The sequence below is a fragment of the Streptomyces sp. WG7 genome (assembly GCF_049975785.1).
GTDB lineage: Bacteria > Actinomycetota > Actinomycetes > Streptomycetales > Streptomycetaceae > Streptomyces.
This window is the reverse complement of record NZ_JBNGGE010000050.1, coordinates 40,144-56,763: the sequence shown is the minus strand read 5'-3', so window position 1 is coordinate 56,763 and position 16,620 is coordinate 40,144. Positions and strand designations below refer to the sequence as shown.

Annotated in this window: 18 protein-coding genes and 5 pseudogenes; 5 read left to right on the top strand and 18 right to left on the bottom strand. The window is 69.9% G+C overall.

Annotated features, from left to right (window positions below; genetic code table 11):
• Positions 1-197: 197 nt before the first annotated feature.
• The 4 genes and pseudogenes from ACP4J0_RS32635 to ACP4J0_RS32620 form a co-directional block, all read right to left on the bottom strand.
• A pseudogene (locus tag ACP4J0_RS32635) lies at positions 198-310 on the bottom strand (IS21-like element helper ATPase IstB); the annotation flags it as partial.
• A gap of 216 nt (positions 311-526) precedes the next feature.
• Positions 527-817 (bottom strand): hypothetical protein, encoded by a 291-nt coding sequence (locus ACP4J0_RS32630; RefSeq protein WP_426602330.1) that lies wholly within the window; start codon positions 815-817, stop codon positions 527-529.
• A 469-nt stretch (positions 818-1,286) separates the two neighbouring features.
• Positions 1,287-1,825 (bottom strand): annotated as a pseudogene (locus ACP4J0_RS32625) (PP2C family protein-serine/threonine phosphatase); the annotation flags it as partial.
• A 477-nt stretch (positions 1,826-2,302) separates the two neighbouring features.
• Entirely contained in the window at positions 2,303-2,488 is a 186-nt protein-coding gene (locus ACP4J0_RS32620) for a hypothetical protein (RefSeq protein WP_426602329.1), read from the bottom strand.
• Positions 2,489-3,101: 613 nt separating this feature from the next.
• On the opposite strand from ACP4J0_RS32620, the pseudogene ACP4J0_RS32615 reads away from it, so the two are divergent.
• A pseudogene (locus ACP4J0_RS32615) lies at positions 3,102-3,529 on the top strand (lamin tail domain-containing protein).
• A gap of 278 nt (positions 3,530-3,807) precedes the next feature.
• Here ACP4J0_RS32615 and ACP4J0_RS32610 read toward each other — a convergent pair.
• The 3 genes from ACP4J0_RS32610 to ACP4J0_RS32600 all read right to left on the bottom strand — a co-directional run bounded on the left by ACP4J0_RS32610 (position 3,808) and on the right by ACP4J0_RS32600 (position 5,853).
• Positions 3,808-4,179, bottom strand: coding sequence for a hypothetical protein (locus ACP4J0_RS32610; protein WP_426602328.1), 372 nt, complete (start codon positions 4,177-4,179; stop codon positions 3,808-3,810).
• Positions 4,180-4,207: 28 nt separating this feature from the next.
• Positions 4,208-4,879, bottom strand: coding sequence for an HNH endonuclease family protein (locus ACP4J0_RS32605; RefSeq protein WP_426602327.1), 672 nt, complete (start codon positions 4,877-4,879; stop codon positions 4,208-4,210).
• Positions 4,880-5,157: 278 nt separating this feature from the next.
• Complete coding sequence (locus ACP4J0_RS32600) at positions 5,158-5,853, bottom strand: transferase (RefSeq protein WP_426602326.1); 696 nt, start codon at positions 5,851-5,853, stop codon at positions 5,158-5,160.
• 85 nt (positions 5,854-5,938) lie between these two features.
• On the opposite strand from ACP4J0_RS32600, the gene ACP4J0_RS32595 reads away from it, so the two are divergent.
• Positions 5,939-6,814 carry a glycosyltransferase family 2 protein gene (locus ACP4J0_RS32595; protein WP_426602325.1) on the top strand — a complete coding sequence of 292 codons (876 nt, stop codon included), beginning with the start codon at positions 5,939-5,941 and terminating at the stop codon, positions 6,812-6,814.
• On the opposite strand, the gene ACP4J0_RS32590 is transcribed toward ACP4J0_RS32595, so the two are convergent.
• Complete coding sequence (locus tag ACP4J0_RS32590; protein WP_426602324.1) at positions 6,811-7,929, bottom strand: NAD-dependent epimerase/dehydratase family protein; 1,119 nt, start codon at positions 7,927-7,929, stop codon at positions 6,811-6,813. The genes ACP4J0_RS32595 and ACP4J0_RS32590 overlap by 4 nt on opposite strands.
• 157 nt (positions 7,930-8,086) lie before the next feature.
• Here ACP4J0_RS32590 and ACP4J0_RS32585 point away from each other — a divergent pair, with 157 nt between their 5' ends.
• Positions 8,087-9,409, top strand: coding sequence for a helix-turn-helix domain-containing protein (locus ACP4J0_RS32585; RefSeq protein ID WP_426602323.1), 1,323 nt, complete (start codon positions 8,087-8,089; stop codon positions 9,407-9,409).
• Between the two features lie 131 nt (positions 9,410-9,540).
• Here ACP4J0_RS32585 and ACP4J0_RS32580 read toward each other — a convergent pair whose 3' ends face one another.
• Complete coding sequence (locus tag ACP4J0_RS32580; RefSeq protein ID WP_426602322.1) at positions 9,541-9,930, bottom strand: DUF6009 family protein; 390 nt, start codon at positions 9,928-9,930, stop codon at positions 9,541-9,543.
• A 148-nt stretch (positions 9,931-10,078) separates the two neighbouring features.
• Positions 10,079-10,903: pseudogene (locus ACP4J0_RS32575) on the bottom strand (DNA primase family protein); the annotation flags it as partial.
• On the opposite strand from ACP4J0_RS32575, the gene ACP4J0_RS32570 reads away from it, so the two are divergent.
• Positions 10,899-11,150: a DUF7660 family protein gene (locus ACP4J0_RS32570; RefSeq protein ID WP_426602321.1), complete on the top strand. Its 252-nt coding sequence runs from the start codon at positions 10,899-10,901 to the stop codon at positions 11,148-11,150. The pseudogene ACP4J0_RS32575 and the gene ACP4J0_RS32570 overlap by 5 nt on opposite strands.
• A gap of 54 nt (positions 11,151-11,204) precedes the next feature.
• On the opposite strand, the gene ACP4J0_RS32565 is transcribed toward ACP4J0_RS32570, so the two are convergent.
• From ACP4J0_RS32565 to tpg, 5 genes are all read right to left on the bottom strand, one after another.
• Positions 11,205-11,504: a hypothetical protein gene (locus tag ACP4J0_RS32565; protein WP_426602320.1), complete on the bottom strand. Its 300-nt coding sequence runs from the start codon at positions 11,502-11,504 to the stop codon at positions 11,205-11,207.
• Complete coding sequence (locus ACP4J0_RS32560) at positions 11,504-11,737, bottom strand: hypothetical protein (protein WP_426602319.1); 234 nt, start codon at positions 11,735-11,737, stop codon at positions 11,504-11,506. Before ACP4J0_RS32560 ends, ACP4J0_RS32565 begins: the two co-directional genes overlap by 1 nt.
• A 280-nt stretch (positions 11,738-12,017) precedes the next feature.
• Positions 12,018-12,575, bottom strand: a complete 558-nt coding sequence (locus ACP4J0_RS32555; RefSeq protein WP_426602318.1) for a hypothetical protein — start codon at positions 12,573-12,575, stop codon at positions 12,018-12,020.
• An 86-nt stretch (positions 12,576-12,661) separates the two neighbouring features.
• Positions 12,662-13,423, bottom strand: a complete 762-nt coding sequence (locus tag ACP4J0_RS32550) for a hypothetical protein (RefSeq protein WP_426602317.1) — start codon at positions 13,421-13,423, stop codon at positions 12,662-12,664.
• Positions 13,424-13,517: 94 nt separating this feature from the next.
• Positions 13,518-14,117 (bottom strand): telomere-protecting terminal protein Tpg, encoded by a 600-nt coding sequence (gene tpg / locus ACP4J0_RS32545; RefSeq protein WP_426602316.1) that lies wholly within the window; start codon positions 14,115-14,117, stop codon positions 13,518-13,520.
• Positions 14,118-14,226: 109 nt separating this feature from the next.
• Between tpg and ACP4J0_RS32540 the strand changes: the two are divergent.
• A pseudogene (locus tag ACP4J0_RS32540) lies at positions 14,227-14,380 on the top strand (IS5 family transposase); the annotation flags it as partial.
• Here the strand turns inward: ACP4J0_RS32540 and ACP4J0_RS32535 are convergent.
• From ACP4J0_RS32535 to ectA, 3 genes are all read right to left on the bottom strand, one after another.
• Entirely contained in the window at positions 14,355-14,825 is a 471-nt protein-coding gene (locus tag ACP4J0_RS32535; RefSeq protein WP_426602315.1) for a hypothetical protein, read from the bottom strand. The pseudogene ACP4J0_RS32540 and the gene ACP4J0_RS32535 overlap by 26 nt on opposite strands.
• Before the next feature lie 84 nt (positions 14,826-14,909).
• Positions 14,910-15,740 carry an enoyl-CoA hydratase-related protein gene (locus ACP4J0_RS32530; RefSeq protein WP_426602314.1) on the bottom strand — a complete coding sequence of 277 codons (831 nt, stop codon included), beginning with the start codon at positions 15,738-15,740 and terminating at the stop codon, positions 14,910-14,912.
• Entirely contained in the window at positions 15,737-16,297 is a 561-nt protein-coding gene (gene ectA / locus ACP4J0_RS32525) for a diaminobutyrate acetyltransferase (RefSeq protein WP_426602313.1), read from the bottom strand. Before ectA ends, ACP4J0_RS32530 begins: the two co-directional genes overlap by 4 nt.
• Positions 16,298-16,620 lie beyond the last annotated feature (323 nt).

The window sequence follows — 16,620 nt, the reverse complement described above, 5'->3', positions numbered from 1 at the left end:
TCCGTCATCGCACCATAGAAGATGTTCCTCAGGTCCCCGAGCGTGAGGTCGGAGTTGAACAGCCCCTTGTTGTCAGAAACCATGCTTCCGCCCTCTACGTAACCGGGCCCGTCCAGTAACTCCTGAGCCCGTCAACAATCTCGTGAGTCGAATTTGTCAACAAAGTCCCGAGACCTCACACCACACTGCGGGGGAGCTCAGCCGGCCGTGGCCTGCTGTTCGGCGCGGGCACGGGTGATGGCGAGGCGGTAGGAGTCGGTTCCGGTCGCGATGATGTGCCGCCGAAGGTGAGGCGGTCGGCGATGGCCGCGGGCCGCTTGCCCCCTCGTCCGACGCCCCACATCGCGGGACGGGTTCAAGCAAGCCCACCGTCGCCAGCGGTGACAATGGGGATGCCCGGTGTGGGCGTCCACGAAGGGACGTCCGCACCGGGCGCGGAGGTCGCTGGATCAGGCGATCGGATCCTCCGCCAGGATCGCATCACGGACCGCCGCAAAGGCGGCTTCCGCTTCCGGATCGCGCTCCATCATGCGCTCCCAGTCCCCTCGATCCACTGCTTCGGTCCCATGCTCAGCCCGCCCCGGGGATGAATTTCCACGCTCCACTGGGACGGAATGACATCGGACACCTGCTCGAAGTACTTCCCGCCGTACAGACCGGCGAGGTCGCGCGGCGAGTGCTCGATGCGCAGGGAGGAGGATCCGTCGCTGCGGACATGGAGTTCAAGTACAACGTATTCCTGCCCCGGGGTGAAGTGGTACCTGCCGTCGAGCGGGTCGGGCGGCGTGTCCGGGACGCCCAGATAGCGGACTCTCACCTTCGCTCACCCCCGCCCAGCTTCACCTTGTAGTCGTAGTAGTAGATCTCTCCGCTCACTTCGTTTCGGTAGAAGTGGATGTCGAACGTTCCCTGGCCTCCCGGAATGTTGAGGCGGGGGGGTGGCGTACTTGCCCCACTGTTCGGCTCCGCCGTGCGCCGCGAAGTACTCCTTCAAGTGCTCGTTCTTCATTTGGGTCCCCTGCTGAATCTTCGTGGAACACGCGATGGTCTCCACAGTGAGGTCTCCGTCCGTAGTGAACAGCTTGGACGCCGCTGCCGCATCTGCCTCGTACTCCAGTTGCTTCCCGAGACGGGCCCCGTTGGCGGCGTTAGCGGCACCGCCGTACGCGGAGCCGGATGGCATGCTTCCGCCCGCGGCGCCGCCCGTCCCGATCTCTGCCACGACCTCGGCGCAGCCCGCGGGGTTGGCCAGACAGGCCGTGGTGATCTCCGGTCCGACGGCCGCAGTCGCGAGGCTCGAGCATGTCCAGCACCTCGTCGCACAGGGCTTCCAGGGGCGACGTACGGTCCGGGCCGGTGAGCCGCGCGGTCGCGGCCAGACGCTCCCGCAGCTGCTCTACGCCGGCCCACACATCCCGCAGGCGGGACTCGACCAGGCCGTCCATGTAGAGCAGCAGGGTCGCGCCGGCCGGAGCGTCCAGCTCCCCGGCCTCAAAGTCCACGCCGCCCACGCCGATCGGGCCGCCGGCTGGCACCTGCAGCACTTCCGCCCGCCCGCCCAGGTACAGCAGGCCGGACGGCGGGGGCCGGGGCTGCTCGTCCAGGTGTTGTATCACCTCCTGAGGGGCAGGTCGAGCCCGGCCAGGTTGTGCGCGACGGTTCGCAGCAGGCCCATGAGAGCTGCCGACGCCATGGAGTGGCTCATGACCTCCCCGACCGGCAGGCTGCGGGCGCGGGATAACCGGCTCGGCGCGGCTTCGTTAAACACGGCATCGCGTGCATGCACATCTGGCCCGCGGAGCAGCCTCACAGGCGGTCGCAGCCCTGGGGCGTAGAGCAGCACGAAGAGGGTCGTCATGGCGGCCCCGGTGAAGGCGGCAGCGGTCAGGGCGGCAAGGCCCCGACGGCGGCCCTTGGCAGGCGTGCGGAAGGTCTGCCAGGCGCCGTGGGCGAGGAAGCAGCTGAGCAGTCCGGCCCCCGCGAGGGTGAAGCGTGGACTCGCGGACCAGCTCAGGTAGGCGATCAGAACCAGACAGCCCAGCAGTACGCAGGCGAGCAGACTGAGGACCACCTCGGCGACTGCTTCTCCCACCATGTCGATCAGGAAGTCGCCGACGCCTTTCGCTGCCCTGCGTACCCCCACGGCGCTCCTTGGCCCTCGTCTCCGTTGGCCAAGGAGCGGGGCCCCGACAGGGATGACTCCTGCCGAGCCGAAACGATTGCCGAGGCGCCGCTCAGCGAGCCTTTGTCGACTGCGTGGTGGTCTTTGCCGCTGCCGGAGGCGCGGACGCCTGCGCGACGATCACGGGGCGCCGGGAGGGGTCTTGGGCTCGAAGACGTTCCGTGATGCCTTCGGCAGGGAGGTGGATGTCTGGCGCAATACCTGGGCCAGGTCGCGGTGGATCCGGTCGGCTTCACTGCGGACCTGGACAGGGACGTCGCCGCGTTCGGCGACGATGCGGTCGTAGACGGGGGTCTGCTGGAACACCGGGGGGCGGTTCCCCTCAACCCTGTCGTCCGATGTGCGCGGGGGTGCGGGTTGCCCTTATAGTTGATCTTGTGAGGCAGGTCGCTTCGGCGGCCGTCTGCTGTGCGTTGGTCGTCTAAGGAAAGACGCCCCGCTTCCTGCGGGGAAATGCAGGTGCAAGGCCTGCCCGGCGCTCCACCCAGTCCCGCCCCGGCAACGTCCGGGGCGGGACTTCTTCACATCCGCCGCCAGTAGAGGCCCGAGACTCCGTTACTCACGATCGGGTGAACGCTGCCCAGCGACTGGGGTGGCGTGACCTGGCGCTCCGGGCCGCGAGGCCCGTACTGGAGCGGGCTCCGATCGTGAGGACGCATCAATCTGGTGCATTCGGTGCATAGATGGGTGTCACAGGCGAGCGTCACGGCAGGATGGGGAATCGGTAACAGCGCTCACGCCGCCTCCACGTACCGGTCACGGCGTGGGCAGGGTGTGGTTGCGCCGCCGACCGTCAGCGCACACCCCACGCACCACCCGGATCCTGCGGCCTTCGTGCCGCGCCGTCGGTGATGCCCGCACCCAGCAGGGGGAACCTGTGCCGAAGCCCTTCACCACCCGCCGCCTGACCGCCGCCGCCCTGACCGTCGGCGCACTGACCGCGACCCTCGCGGTGCCAGCCACCGCAGCCGACCACCACCGGGCACCCCGCCCGAACGTGGAGATCAGCGACGTCCAGTACAACTCCCCGGGCCGCGACGACCGAACCGCTCCCTCAACCGCGAGTGGGTGGAAATCACCAACAACACCCGCCGCGCCGTCAACCTCGACGGCTGGACCCTCCGGGACTAGGACGGCCACCGCTACACCTTCCACGACTACCGCCTCGCCGGACGCTCCACCGTCCGCGTCCACACCGGCCAGGGCCGCGACACCCGCACCGACGTCTACCAGGACCGCCGCAACTACGTCTGGGACAACCGCTCCGACACCGCCACCCTCCGCAACGACCACGGCCGCTTCATCGACGACACCTCCTGGGGCCACCGCCGCGGCGGCCGCCACTGACACCCCCTGGCCGTGCCGGTGGACCCTACCGACACGGCCACCGCATCGTGCGGCACGCCCTCCCCCGCGGTCGAGGGAAGGCGTGCTGCACGGCTGCGAGTGGCTTCCTTCAAAGGCAGCTCGGGCTATCGCCGGGATGCTGGAGGTGCAGTAGTGCCTGCGAAACGCCGCGCCTCGTGACTTCGTTGGACGGGGGCAACTCCATACAGCGGGCCCCGGGGACGTCATGGCAGATCCCCCAGGGCCCGTGGTGGTGAGACGAGCGGCCCGCAGGGGTTTCAGGGGATCATCACACAGTGGTTCTCGATGACCCGGCCACCGCGATCCAGGCCGCCGCAGACGGCCAGCCTCGGGTAAGCCCTGATGTCCCGGTTGACGACGAACCGCCACCGCGAGACGTTCGCCTTGCTCCCCCGGTAGTCGCCGACGAACGCCCGCAGCGTCCCCGGCAGACCGTCCCGCGTGGTGACGGTGACGTCCTGGACGTAGTCGCGGCCCTGGTAAGCGGTGGCGACACAGATATAGGTGCCGCAGGTCGACTTCACTTCCGCACTCGCAGGCGCCGCGGTCGCCAGCAGCAGCCCGCCGGCGGCCGTGAGCGCGGCCGTGACCGTGGCAATCCGCAGTCGTGTCCGTCGTGCTTCGGCCATGAGCCTCTCCTTGTTCGCGTGCACTGCCTCACCCCACCGATGACGGGACCGGCTCGTACGTCACACTCTGGTCCGGGCAGCCGGCCGCCACCTCATGCAGGGCGGCCACCTCGGCCGCGTCGGCCGTCAGCGTCCAGCGGAGTTTCGTGCCCACCCACTCGGCGACGTACCGGCAGTGCACCTCGGCGGCCGGCGGCAGCCACTGGGCCGGGTCCTGGTCGGCCTTCGACCGGTTCGAACGCGCGGTGACCGCCACCAGGCTGGCCTCGGAGCCCTGGTCGTTGCCGTACGCCTCACGACGCTGCGCCGACCACGCCGACGCCCCGCTGTCCCAACTCTCAGCAAGGGGCACCATGTGATCAATGTCGAGGCCGGAGGCGGACGTCACCCAGACCTGGTCGTAGTACGACCACCACTGCCCGCCCGACAGACGGCAACCGGGTCCGACGGCTGGCGGTTCAACGGCTTCGGAGATCAGGACTTCGGCGCGCGTGTTGCAGCCGTCGGAGGGGTTGGCGCCGGCGTTCCAGTGGCGGAAGGCATCCCGGGTGTAGCCGTCGCGGGACTCTTTCCCCAGCGGCAGGGCGGCGACGGCATCGGCCAGCGGGAGGGTCTCCGCCGCCTGGGCAGGCGGGGAGACGGTGAGGGACAGAACAGCGAGAGAGGCGGCGGCCAGGCCACGCAACGCAGCTTTGAGCATGAGCCGTTGATAGCGGCCCAGGTCGGGGCGCGATCAGCGGTTTCCCGAGTGCGCCGCCCGTGTGGGTGCAATGGTCATACCGGAACCGGCGCGGCGCACCGTTCCTGCACGTGTCGCGGTTGAGTGTGATCCCTGGATGACGGCATGCGGGGTCACGCCTCGTCCAGCCACACGAGCACCGTTGGGTCCCACTGTTCGGCCCGTCTCGAAGCCGTGCATCGCATTCTTCCTCACGGTGGCCGGCTCAACGAGCCTGTCGTCATGCCGTATTCGGCCGGTCAGGTGCGGCGCGGGCGGGCGTGGTGGGTGGGGCGGTCGGTGGGGGTGATGGTGTGGTGGTCGGGAACGACTGTGGTCGGTGCGATCGCGGTGTGGGAGTGGATGTGGCAGTCGCGGCCGATGGCGGTCCCCGGTCCGAGGGTGATGCGGCTGCCGGTCTGGACGCGGTCGCCGATGAGGGCTCCGAAGCGGGGGGTGCGGCAGGGGTAGAGGCCGTCGGGCAGCCGGAGGAACGTGTCGCGGTCGGGGCGGGTCATGTCGGCGGTGAGGTGGATGGCTGCGGCCATGACGTCGGCGGAGAGGTGGGCGTGGTCGCCCACGAGGGTGCGGTTGAGGCCGATGCGGTGGCCCAGGACGGTGCCGGCGCCGAGGTAGGTGTTGGTGATCTCGCAGTTGAATCCGACGCTCACTCCGGGGGCGAGGAGGGTGTGGCCGCGGACGGTGGTGAATTCCCAGACGTGTGCACCGGCGCCGATGATGACGTCTTCGCCGATGATCGCGGTGGGGTGGATCCGGGCGGTCGGGTGGATGCGGCGGGCGAGGTTCTTCAGGGCCTGCGCGTGGAGGTCGGGCCATTGGGTGAGCCATGCGGCGAGATCGCAGGCGGCGAGACGGGCGTATGGGGTGTCGGCGAGGGCGGGGTCGGCCGGGTTGGTGAGGTAGTCCCCGAGCTGGAGGAAGGGGGGCGTGGTCACGGCGGCGGTCTCCTGTCCGTGTGGTCCTGAGCGGGTGGGCGGGCCGATAGGCTGCGGCGGTCGGGAAGTCGATCGGAGTTCATCTGTGAGTCATCCACGCTTGGGGATCGCAATCCTGACCATGGGCAACCGGCCCGCCGCATTGCGGTCGCTGCTGGAGTCGGTGGCCGGGCAGACGCTGCCGGCGGCACGGATCGTGGTGGTCGGTAACGGCTGTGTGCTGCCGGCGCTGCCCGCGGGCGTGGACGGGGTGGAGCTGGAGGAGAACCTGGGGGTGTCCGGCGGCCGGAATGTGGCCATCGAGCACCTGCGGGCGTGCGGGGACGTGGACGTCGTCGTCGACCTGGACGACGACGGACTGCTCGTGGACACCGGCGTGTTCGCGAAGCTGGCCTCGATGTACGGGGCCGACGATCGGCTGGGGGTCGTGTCGTTCCGGATCGCCGACGAGCGCGGCCGCACTCAGCGCCGGCATGTGCCGCGGCTGCGGTCGAAGGACCCGCTGCGCGGCGGTGAGGTGACGACATTCCTGGGGGGTGGGCATGCGCTGTCGATGCGGATGTTGGACCGGATCGGCGGCTGGCCGGACGCGTTCTTCTTCGCGCACGAGGAGACCGATCTCGCCTGGCGGGCACTGGATGACGGATGGCGGGTGGTGTACGAGCCGTCGCTGCTGCTGCAGCACCCCTGGACGTCACCGGCCCGTCATGCGGTCTACTACCGGATGACGGCCCGCAACCGGGTGTGGCTGGCCAAGCGGCATCTGCCAGCCCTGCTGGTCCCGGCCTACCTCGGGGTGTGGACCGTGCTGACGGTGGTGCGGACGCGGTCGTGGGGCGGGCTGCGGGCGTGGGCGGCAGGGTTTGCCGAGGGGGTCCGGGCGTCGGGCGGGCCGCGTAGGCCGATGCGGTGGGCGACCGTGGCCCGGATGACGCGGCTGGGCCGCCCACCGGTCATCTAGGCGCTCTGCCTGGCTTCCTGGTGCAGCCAGCCGGGCAGGGCGGCGGGTGTGGACGTCAGCCAGCGCACATACTGCGCGACCCCGTCGTCGATGCTGATCCTGGGCTGCCAGCCTAGGACCCGTTGCATCAGGGCGGTGCCGGCGCAGCCGCCCAGCGGATCGCCCGGCGGCATCGAGGTCTCGACCACGCGGGTGCCGGGGAAGTGCCCGGTGACCAGGTCGGCGACCATGCGGATCGTGGTGGGGCGTCCGGTGCCGATGTTCACGGTCTTCCTGTGCGCGGCGCGCGCGGTCAGGGCGTGCAGGGTGCCCTCCGCGATGTCGTCGACGTGGACGAAGTCGCGGACCTGGTGGCCGCCGCCGTTGAGGTGCAGCGGGAGCCCGGCCGCGGCGCGGGCCGCGAACCAGGCCACCACCCACGAGTGGCTGCCGGGCTTGATGACCTGTGGCTGGCCGTAGACGGAGAAGTAGCGCACCACGCTGTAGGAGATCCCGGCGGGGCACAGGACCAGTTCGGTCTGCCTCTCGCCGAAGGCCTTGGTGTTGGCGTACACCGACAGCGGCCGCAGCGCCCGCTCCTCCCCGAAGCGGGGCGGCATGCGCCCGTAGACGCTGGCCAGCAGTTCCCGCGTGCTGCGGTGCTCGTCGTCGGGGCCGGCCCAGTCGTCGGGGTTGCCGTTGCCGTACACCGACGCCGACGACACGAACACCAGCCGCTTCAGGCGGCGGGAGGCGGCGGCCGCGGACAGGACGGTCTGGGTCCCGCTCACGTTGTGGTCGATGGCGTCCTGGGGCAGCCGCGTGCAGGCAGCCACGTCGGCGAGCGCGGCGGCGTGCACGACGAAGTCGGCCTCGCGCATCAGCCGGGTCACGAGCGCGGCATCGCGGATGTCGCCGGTCACGACGTGGCCGGGATCGATGCGGAACAGCTCCCGGTAGACCTCGGGTGGGTAGGCGTCCATCGTGCACAGGGCGAGCGGGCGGGCCCCGAGCTCGACCAGGCGGCGTACGATCCGGGAACCGATCAGCCCCGCGCCGCCCGTCACCAGGACCGTCGCCCCTTCCAGACCTTCCGGCCCCCCGCCCGTGGTCGAGCTGTCGTGATGTTCCGTCATGGCATGTCGCCCTTCTGCCGGTTCACCTCAGGCGCGGACCGACCGGCCCGCCACCTTGAGCATGGACACCCCTGCCCGTCGGCACAGGGAGTCCCGGGGGAGTCCCGCTCAGCCCAAACCGTCACCACCCGTGCGGGTCCGGTGACACCCTGAACAGGTGGACGACAGGGATCCTCACCCGCTGACCGCCGCCCGCCGCGCCCGCGGCCTCTCCCAGACGGCCCTGGCCGCCCGGGTCCGCCAAGCCGCCGCCCGCCGCGGGCTGCGCTCCGGATGCGACCGTCCCCGGATACGCAAGTGGGAGCGGGGCACCACCCCCGATGCCGACTCCCAGTGCTACCTCGCCGAAGCCCTCGGCCTGTCGCCCGAGGCTCTCGTCCTGCCCTGGCCGCACTGGCTCCCCCGCACCCCCGACGGAGTCGTCCCGCTCACCCCGCACAGCGCCGTGCCCGCCCTGCGAGAGGCCCTCACCCCCGTGGAACGCCGCACCTTCCTCACCATCACGAGTGCCGGGCTGACCGGCCTCGCCGGGCAATGGGCCTCGGCCCGCCCCGTGCCGTCCCTCGCCGGAAGCGCTGGCCAACCCGACGCCGGCGAGGACCTCGTCGGCCTGCTACGCGCTTCCGCCGATCGCCTGTCCGCCGCCGGACCAGCCCACACACGGCACACCACCGGGCTGCTCACCGCCCACCTCACCACCGTCACCGACATGCTGGAAGCCGGCGGCCACCGCCCCGCCACCCTCCGACGGCTGCACAGCCTGGCCGCCGACCTCGCCCACACCCTCGCCTGGCGCCACTTCGACCACGGCGCCCACCCCCGCGCGGCCCGGCACTGGATAGCGGCCCTCCACAACACCCACGCCCTCGGCGACACCGACCGCAGCGCCGGACTCATATCCGACCTCGCCTACCAAGCCGCCTGGCGCCAAGACCACACCCTCGCCCAAGACCTCCTCACCCACGCCCTGACCAGGTCCCGTCACCCCGCCGCCCGCAGCCTGCTGAACCTGCGCCTCGCCCGCAGCCTCGCCGCCTCACCCACCCCAGCCCGCCGGGCAGCACTCCGCGCCCTGCACGCAGCCGAACACGACCTCAACCGGGCCGGGACCGACCGGCCCGCCTGGTGCACGTGGATGTCCGAGGCCGACCTCGCCGTCGACACCGGCCAGACACTACTCGACCTCGGCGACACCCGCCCCGCCCAGCAACTCCTCACCCAAGGGGAACACCTGCTGCCCGCCACCCGGGACAAAACCCGCGGCATCTTCCTCGCCTACCAGGCCGCCAGCCACCTCGCCCACCGAGACGTCGAACCCGCCGCGCACGCCGCCACCGCCGCACTGGAACTCGCCCGCCGCACCCACGCACCCCGCTGCGAACAGCTCGTCCAGCGCCTGGCCCCGGCCTTCCGCCCCTACGAGCACCACGACGCCGTCGGCCGCCTCCTGCACCTCACGGACAATCCCTCCACGCCATGACCTTCTCGCGCCGAGTCCAGAGAGATCTCAAGTACTCCTGACCTACCCTGGTCCGGCCTACGGTCGGGGCAGCCGAAGCCGTGCCGGCGCCCTGAGCGAAAGCAGTCTGCCCGCCGTCGCATTGAGCCGGGTCAGGAAGCAGTCGGGACGGTCTGTGCTGTGGCCTGGGACCGTGTGGTCTTCTCTCCGACTTTGCCGGGTCGGAGAGTGCGGGGATCGACGGCCTCGAGCGGGGAGCCGACGTTGTAGGGGCCGTCGGGGTCATCTGGCTGGTTGGGGCGGTCGTGCGGCAGCAGGTAGAAGGTACGGCGGGTGAACAGGCCGCTGTCGGCGCTGCGTGGAGCGTTGGCGTTGAGGTTGGAGTAGCCGATGAGTCGGCCGTCGCGCTCGTAGCGGGGCTTGCCCTTGCGGGTGTTGACCTTGTCGAGGGCTTGGCGGACGTAGTCGAGGTCCGTGGGGTCTTCGAGCCACACGATCTCGGCCTCCTGGGCGAGATCGCCTTCCTTCGGCATCGCGCTCATGAGACCTCCTGTGTGTGGGCGGCCGGGCGGTGGCCTGCTTTTGTGGCTTTCGTGTGGTGCTCTTCGCCGCGGCGACGGTGGGGTCGCACGGGCGAGCGGGTTCCATCGTACGGGCGGACGGTGAAGGCTCCGAGGTGGCCGGCGAGCGTCATGGGGTGTCCTGTCCGTCGTCGGGCTGCAGGGCGAGCCCCGGGTACAGCTTGGTCCCGTTGTTTTTGATCATTTCCGAGGGTGAGGACAGGCCTAGTTCCTGACGGATGCGGCTGGCGAAAGCTCGGGGGGTGCCGGCGCGGATGCCTTCGTCCGCGCACCAGCGTCCGTAGGCCTCATACAGAAGTTTCTGCTCCGCGCGCTGGTCGGGGCCTGTGGTGCAGCGTTCGGTGAGGAAGCGTCCGACGTGGTCTTCGGTGGCTTCGTATGCTGCCGTCGCGATGCGCACGGAGGTGGGTCCGGTGAGCGGGTCTCGGCGTTCGAGGTAATGCTGGGCTCCTTCGATAAGCCACTGGAGGATGCCGGGGCTTTCTTGCGCGACGAGTTCTTCAGCTAGGTTGTCGATCTTGCGTTCGTCGGGGACGCGGCGTTCGAAGGGGATGAGGCGCATGCGGCGCCAGAACGCGTGGCCTCCGGTGCCGACCTCGGGTCGGTGGTTGCCGAGCAGCCAAAGTTTGTGGGTGGGGGCGAAGGTGAAGAAGTCCTGGCGCATGCGGCGGGCTGTGATGGTGTCTCCGCCTGTGAGCAGCTTGACTCGGGCCTCGTTGAACTTGTCGTTCGGCTTGAGTTCGGAGCAGACGACAATGCGTCGTCCGTGCAGTTCCGTCAGCTCAGTGCTGTGCTCGGCGAACTTGCCCTTCTCCATCAGGAATCCGGGAGGTGCGGCGGTCGCGTAGTCGCCGAGGAGGTCGGTCATCACCTCCAGGAGGACGGACTTGCCGTTGGCTCCCGAGCCGTACAGGAAGGGCAGGACCTGCATGTCCCTTACTCCAGATGATGAGATCCGCAGCCGCGAGGAGCTGGCCGCTTTCGTCCGTCAGCTGCACCAGGACTTCCTGCAGCAAGGCGATGCGTGGGAGAACAACACACTCGCCACATTCCTGGAAGCCCTAGCCGCGTGGGTGCACGACTCTCCAGGCTTCTATCAGAACTTCGGCAAAGAGCTTCCGGCAGGCGGTGACTGGACCTTCATCGCCCGCGCGCTCCAAGCAGCCACCGTCTATGAGTAACCAGAGCCCGACTTCCATGGGCTCACCTCGCACCACCTACATGCCTTACGTCCCTCACGCAGACACGGGGCTCTGAACTGCAGTAAAGGCGTCCGAACCCAAGATAATGATCTTCCGCAGAGCCGTCACCCAGTACAGGAGTCGGACGCGCTCGACTTCGTCGGCGTACTCGCGCAGCTGGGGGCCGGCGGCGCTGCCGGGGATCGGCTCGCCGACGTCGGGGTCGACGGAGACGACGACCAGGGCGCGGTCCAGGGCGTGGATCTCCGCCTCGCTGGTCAGGTTCTCCAGCTGCTTGGCGGCGGAGTCGGAGAACGCGATCCGGGCGCGGCGGGGGCCGTGCTGCGGGGCCATCAGGCGACGGCCGGGCGCTGCCGGGCGAGGCGGGCGAGGTGGGCCTCGCGCAGCTCCTCCCACGGGGTGCACTGCTCGGGGTCGGGCAGGCCGTTGGTGGCGATGTCCTCCAGGACGGCGGCGAACCGGTCGGCGTCGGCGCGGGTCTTGGCCGCGTACGCGCGGACCGCGTCGGCGGCCGCGGGCTCCAACTGCTGCCGGGCGGTGTCGCCGGAAGCCGGCTGTTCGCTCATCGAGGGCTCCAGAGGGCAGAACTGGCGTTGCTCACCACGGTATCGCCGGGCAACCAGGCCGGGGAGCAGTCCGGAAGAACCCGGCCCGCGACTACTTTCCGTGCTGCCCCCGTGCGTGCGTGAGCCCGATCCGGCTGTCACGCTCCCCGGCTCGAAAATCAGCCTGGAGGCCCCTACAAGCTTTCAGACAAGGACAAATAGGGGCATTTTTGCGGCGGCGTGACACCGGGCGTGACACTTTTCGGGGTGAGCGTGACACTCCTGTCATGCTCACCCTGCGTCAACGTGACGCGCATTCCGGGCGCGCGGGCGGTCGGCCGGTGGGGTCGGCCTGCTTCTCCCAGGCCGCACGCCAGATCGTCAGTTCGTCCTCGGTGTACCGGACGGTCTGCCCCTCCAGCTTGCCTTCGGGCACCGGGGTGCCGCGCTCCGGGGAGCGCCTTCGCATGTAGGTGCGCGCCGTGGGCGCCTTCCACGGCAGGATGCCCTTCTCCCACGCCTCCTCCAGCGAGTACCGGACCGGCAGGGAGTCACCGAAGGCGTCGTTCGCCGACAGCGGCTGGCGGATCACCGGGGCCGCGCCCACGGGCTGCTGCGGCAGCGCCGGGCGGCCCGGCGGGACGACGGGGCTCTGTCCGCACACATGCGGCCGCTCGTGTTCGACCAGCGGTTCCATCCCGGCCAGGATCCGGCGCAGGGGCGACCCCGGGGCGCCGGCCGCGAGGGCCTGCGCCGTCAGTTCAGCCACGGTGGAACCGGCGGCACGCAGGCTTGCCACCCTGCAGTTGCGCACCTCCACCGCGATGGCGAGGTCCTTGAGCAGCTGCGTCCAGTCCATGTCCGGCACAACGCCGGTCGCGGACGAGGGTGACGGCCGGTCGTCGTGCTCTTCCCGAACCACGGCACCCGGCCCCTGGCTGCGACTCATTCCTGTGCGGCTCCCCCGACGCGGGCGAGAACGCGGCGAGGGCTCCGGCGGCGTCGGGCTCGCTGGTGGAGAGCCGGGCCGGGAACGCCAGCTCGTCGACGTCGGCGTTGGGGACCAGGCGGGCGAGTTCGGCGAGCAGCGCGGCGTGCGCGAGGACCAGCGGCGGCCTCGCGGGCGGCGGAGCCGCGGTAGTGCCCGAGGTGCGTGGCCAGGGAGCGGGCGAGCCAGGCGTCGACGTCGGCCTGGACGTACCCGCCGGCTCGCCGGGTCAGTTCGTCGCGTGCGGCTTCGTCGCCGTCGCGGGGCTCGGACTGCTCCAGGGTGCCGGCCTCGCGCAGCGCCTGGAGCTCGTCGGCACGTGCCGCGACCCGGGCAGCTTCGCGCAGCTCGGCTTCCTGGGCAGCGGCGGCCGCGGCTTCGGCGGCGAGCTCGGCACGGACGACGTCGTCGGTGTCCGGGTCGTAGTCGGTGCCCGACGGCGCGGCGGCGAGCAGCTGATCGATCCGCTCCCACTCCGCCAGCTCCACCCGGCCGCGGACATTGTCGGCCAGATCCTCGAATCGGGAGTCCTGCCGCGCGTCGAACCGCGCGTCCTCGAGGGCCGCCGCGACGGCGCCGGCGTCCATCGCCTTCGCCCGGCGCCGTACGACGCGGCGGCCGATGCGGGCCGGGTCGACCGGCTCGCGGGGCGCGGCGACGCGCGGGGCGACCGGATCCGGATGGCGAGCGGTGCGCCGGGGCGGCCAGGGCGTGGTCATCGTCGGCCTCAATTCGTGGTGCGGATTTGGGAGCGGGCCGCCGCCAGAGCGCTGTACGGCGGCCCGCCGGAAACGTTTCTAGCAGGTCTTGAATTCAGCCGGGTAAGAACCGGAACTCTATTTTCGAGACGTGCGTGAAATCCGCGCGCAGGCCAGCGGCACGGGTGCCCCAATCCGTGAAATACGACTCCGTGATCGCCTCAGCGACGATCGGATGCAGGTCTTCCTCCGTCGCACCGGCATCCTGGAGTTCGAGTATCTGCTTCGCGTAGGTGGGTGAGATCGCCGTGGTGATGCTGCGCTCCCGGCCGTCATCCGAGCTGTCCTTGCAGGTGAATCCGAAGTAGGCCGTCACGTCCACCATCATGCCGGTGGAGGTGGCCGCCTGCTGTCGCGCCTGTGCTCTGACCTGCGGTTGCCACTCGGATTCTGTCTCCTCCACTAGGGCAGCCTGGAGGCGCTTCTGCGGGGTTGTCAGCTTCCCGGCGCGGTAGCGCTCCACCGTGCGGCGCGAGGCGCCCAGGCGCTCCGCTAGGGCCTTGGTGGATCCCTTCGCCCGCGTGAGGAGGAATTTCATCTGTGCCTTTGCGGATTTCGGCGCGGGCCGGGTGAAGACCTTCCGCTCCGCCCGTGCGAGGGCCTCCAAAACCTTGCCGCGGCGCGGGGCCGACTGCTGCTGCTCGTGATCGCTCATGCCATTCAGTCGGCCATGGGGAGCCTGTGGACAGAGGCCGGTGCCCGCACAGGTCACACCGTTCGTCGGTGTCCCGGCGTGCGTCCGTACGGTGGGGGCATGACGACGGCGGACCTCCGGCTGGCTGATGCACCCACCGCCGGCTCGCCCGCCACTACGAGACCCACCCTCACAGATCCGAAGCCATGATCCGCGTCGCGATGATCGACCTCATAAGCCGACGACTCACCAGTGAATTCACTCCGAACTGGCGCAACACCTGAACCTCGAACCAAACAACCCCGCGGTCCGGACGGGCTGGTGGCGTAGGGAGTGGTCGGGCCGAAGGACGCGGGTGGCGAGCCGGACACGAGTGGCGGTGGCCGCGCACCGGAAGGCGTAGATCCGGCGCAGGACAGCTTCGCGCTGCGCGGAGGACCCGGTCGGGCCGTCGAGCACGAGGTCCATACGGTGGCACTCCTCGGGCGAGCCGTCGGGGGCAAGGTGGGTGACACGGAAGGAACACAACAGGAGACCGCGGGCTGGCAGCCGCAGCAGGTGGCAGTTGATGTAGCTCTCGGGGTAGTGCGTCTCGATCGTGTCCTCTACGCAGGACATGCGCAGAGCAGGGGCGACGCGCGGATCGCACATCATGAGTGCGAAGCGCGGGGCTAGTCCGCTGACTAGGACGGGGTACGGCCGCGGTCGCACCGCGGCGGATTCGTTCATGTGCCTCCCTCCTTGAGATCGATGCCGTGAGGGCTACCTGCCGAGGGACACCGGGCGCCGGGCTGGCCGGCGGGACCGCGCGTTTCAGGGGGTGGCCGTGCTCTGGAGGTGGTCCTCGTCGCCGATCGCGGCCGGGCGCCGTAGCCGGGCGGCCATGGCCTGACCCAGGCCGTCGGGTCCCGTGTGGACGGTGTTCCAGCGGGCGCAGTAGTCGAGACCGCGTCGCGTGCCCTCCTGGTGGGCGAGATCGAGGGTGCGCTTGATGCCCTCCATAACGTGGGCGGGATGCCGGCACAGGTCATCGGTCAGTTCACGGACCGCCCGGCGCAGGGCCGCCGCGTCCAGGTACAGGTCGTTGACCAAGCCAATGCGCAGCGCCCGGGCCGCGTCAATGGTGCGGCCGGTGAACGCCAGCTCCCGTAGGTGTCCTTGGTTAATCAGCCGAGGCAGCCGTTGCAGCCCGCCGAGGTCGGCGACGACGCCCAGCTCGGCCTCCGGCAAGGCGAACCGGGCGGTGCCGGTGGCGTAGCGGATGTCGCAGGCGCCGGCCAGTTCAAGGGCGGCCCCGGTGCACTCGCCCTCGATGAGCGCGACGACGGGTTTGGGGCAGTCGGCGACGGCGCTCACCGCCCGCTGGAGGAGGCGCACGTCCGCGTCCATGAAGGATAGGTCCCCCGAGCGCTGGGCCCGCCGCAAACGTACGACATACCAGCGCAGGTCCATGCCCACGGAGAACGTCCCGTCCGCGCCGGTGAGGGCGATGGCGCGGATATCGGCGCGTCGGCGGACGCCTTCCATGAAGGCGTACAGCTCCTCCCAGAAGGAGCCGCCGAGCGCGTTCCCTGTGCCGCTGCCGACTACGGTGACGAGGGCGAGTCCGTCCTCCACCGCGACGTGGAAGGGCGCATCGCTCATCGCGCGTGCGCCGCGACCGCGGGGACGGCCGGGATCCGGGCCGGTACGGCGGGAGTCATGCGGTACAGCACCTCCGAGGGATGGGCGTGGTGTCCCTCGTCACCGGCGAAGTCCTCAGCAGCGAAGAGAACTTCGGTGTAGATGTCGAGGCCGCGTTCGTGGGCGAACCTGCGCAGCATCAAGGCGACCGCGCGGTTGCCGGGGTTGACCGTGGCCTCCACGCAGGTGACCCCATAGCCGGCGGCCCGGTCGGCCAGCTCGTGCATCATTCGCACAGCCAGGCCCGGAGCGCGGTGACCGGGATCGACAGCCGACTGCCAGGCCATCAGAGTATCGGGGCACGAAGGACGGATATAGGCGGTGACGAAGCCAATGATCCGGCCGTCACTGGACTCGGCGACCACAGACGTCCCGGCGAAGTCCCGGAACCAGAGGTGGTAGTAGTACAAGCTATTCGTGTCGAGGATGTCAGAGTCGCGCACCATTCGCCAGACCGCAGGAGCGTCCGCCGGGCGAGGGGCGCGCAGAGTGACGTGCGGCATGGGGGTGTCGTTCATGACGACCTTTCGGTTATTCGGTGGGGCCTTTGAAAGAAATAGGGCGTGGTGTTCTGCAGAGACGCGCCACGTCTTCCAGGACTTTGCCGCTGCTTCGAATAGGGCGCAGCCGGCGGCGGTGGAGCACCCGCGTGAACGTGCTCCAGAGGGGGCTATGCGTAATCTGCCACGGCGCGATGATTACGGGGTGCGCCAGAACTCTCAAGACACTTGCACAGTCCAGCTTGTTGGCGCAAGGCCTCAAAGGGGAACCTCGGCTTCCTGGCTTAATCTTCGCTGCGGGAGGCGCTCTTCGGCTCCTTCCACCCAGTACTTCGCGACAT

What these genes read in the sequence shown, in the direction of transcription:
- ACP4J0_RS32565 (WP_426602320.1), bottom strand. Translation starts at nt 11,504, where the DNA reads ATGGCCCCGCAGCACGGCCCCCGCCGCGCCCGGATCGCGTTCTCCGAC.
- ACP4J0_RS32570 (WP_426602321.1), top strand. Translation starts at nt 10,899, where the DNA reads ATGTCCCTTACTCCAGATGATGAGATCCGCAGCCGCGAGGAGCTGGCC.
- ACP4J0_RS32605 (WP_426602327.1), bottom strand. Translation starts at nt 4,879, where the DNA reads ATGCTCAAAGCTGCGTTGCGTGGCCTGGCCGCCGCCTCTCTCGCTGTT.
- ACP4J0_RS32610 (WP_426602328.1), bottom strand. Translation starts at nt 4,179, where the DNA reads ATGGCCGAAGCACGACGGACACGACTGCGGATTGCCACGGTCACGGCC.
- ACP4J0_RS32580 (WP_426602322.1), bottom strand. Translation starts at nt 9,930, where the DNA reads ATGAGCGCGATGCCGAAGGAAGGCGATCTCGCCCAGGAGGCCGAGATC.
- ACP4J0_RS32535 (WP_426602315.1), bottom strand. Translation starts at nt 14,825, where the DNA reads ATGAACGAATCCGCCGCGGTGCGACCGCGGCCGTACCCCGTCCTAGTC.
- tpg (WP_426602316.1), bottom strand. Translation starts at nt 14,117, where the DNA reads ATGAGCGATCACGAGCAGCAGCAGTCGGCCCCGCGCCGCGGCAAGGTT.
- ACP4J0_RS32530 (WP_426602314.1), bottom strand. Translation starts at nt 15,740, where the DNA reads ATGAGCGATGCGCCCTTCCACGTCGCGGTGGAGGACGGACTCGCCCTC.
- ACP4J0_RS32560 (WP_426602319.1), bottom strand. Translation starts at nt 11,737, where the DNA reads ATGAGCGAACAGCCGGCTTCCGGCGACACCGCCCGGCAGCAGTTGGAG.
- ACP4J0_RS32550 (WP_426602317.1), bottom strand. Translation starts at nt 13,423, where the DNA reads ATGACCACGCCCTGGCCGCCCCGGCGCACCGCTCGCCATCCGGATCCG.
- ectA (WP_426602313.1), bottom strand. Translation starts at nt 16,297, where the DNA reads ATGAACGACACCCCCATGCCGCACGTCACTCTGCGCGCCCCTCGCCCG.
- ACP4J0_RS32555 (WP_426602318.1), bottom strand. Translation starts at nt 12,575, where the DNA reads ATGGACTGGACGCAGCTGCTCAAGGACCTCGCCATCGCGGTGGAGGTG.
- ACP4J0_RS32590 (WP_426602324.1), bottom strand. Translation starts at nt 7,929, where the DNA reads ATGACGGAACATCACGACAGCTCGACCACGGGCGGGGGGCCGGAAGGT.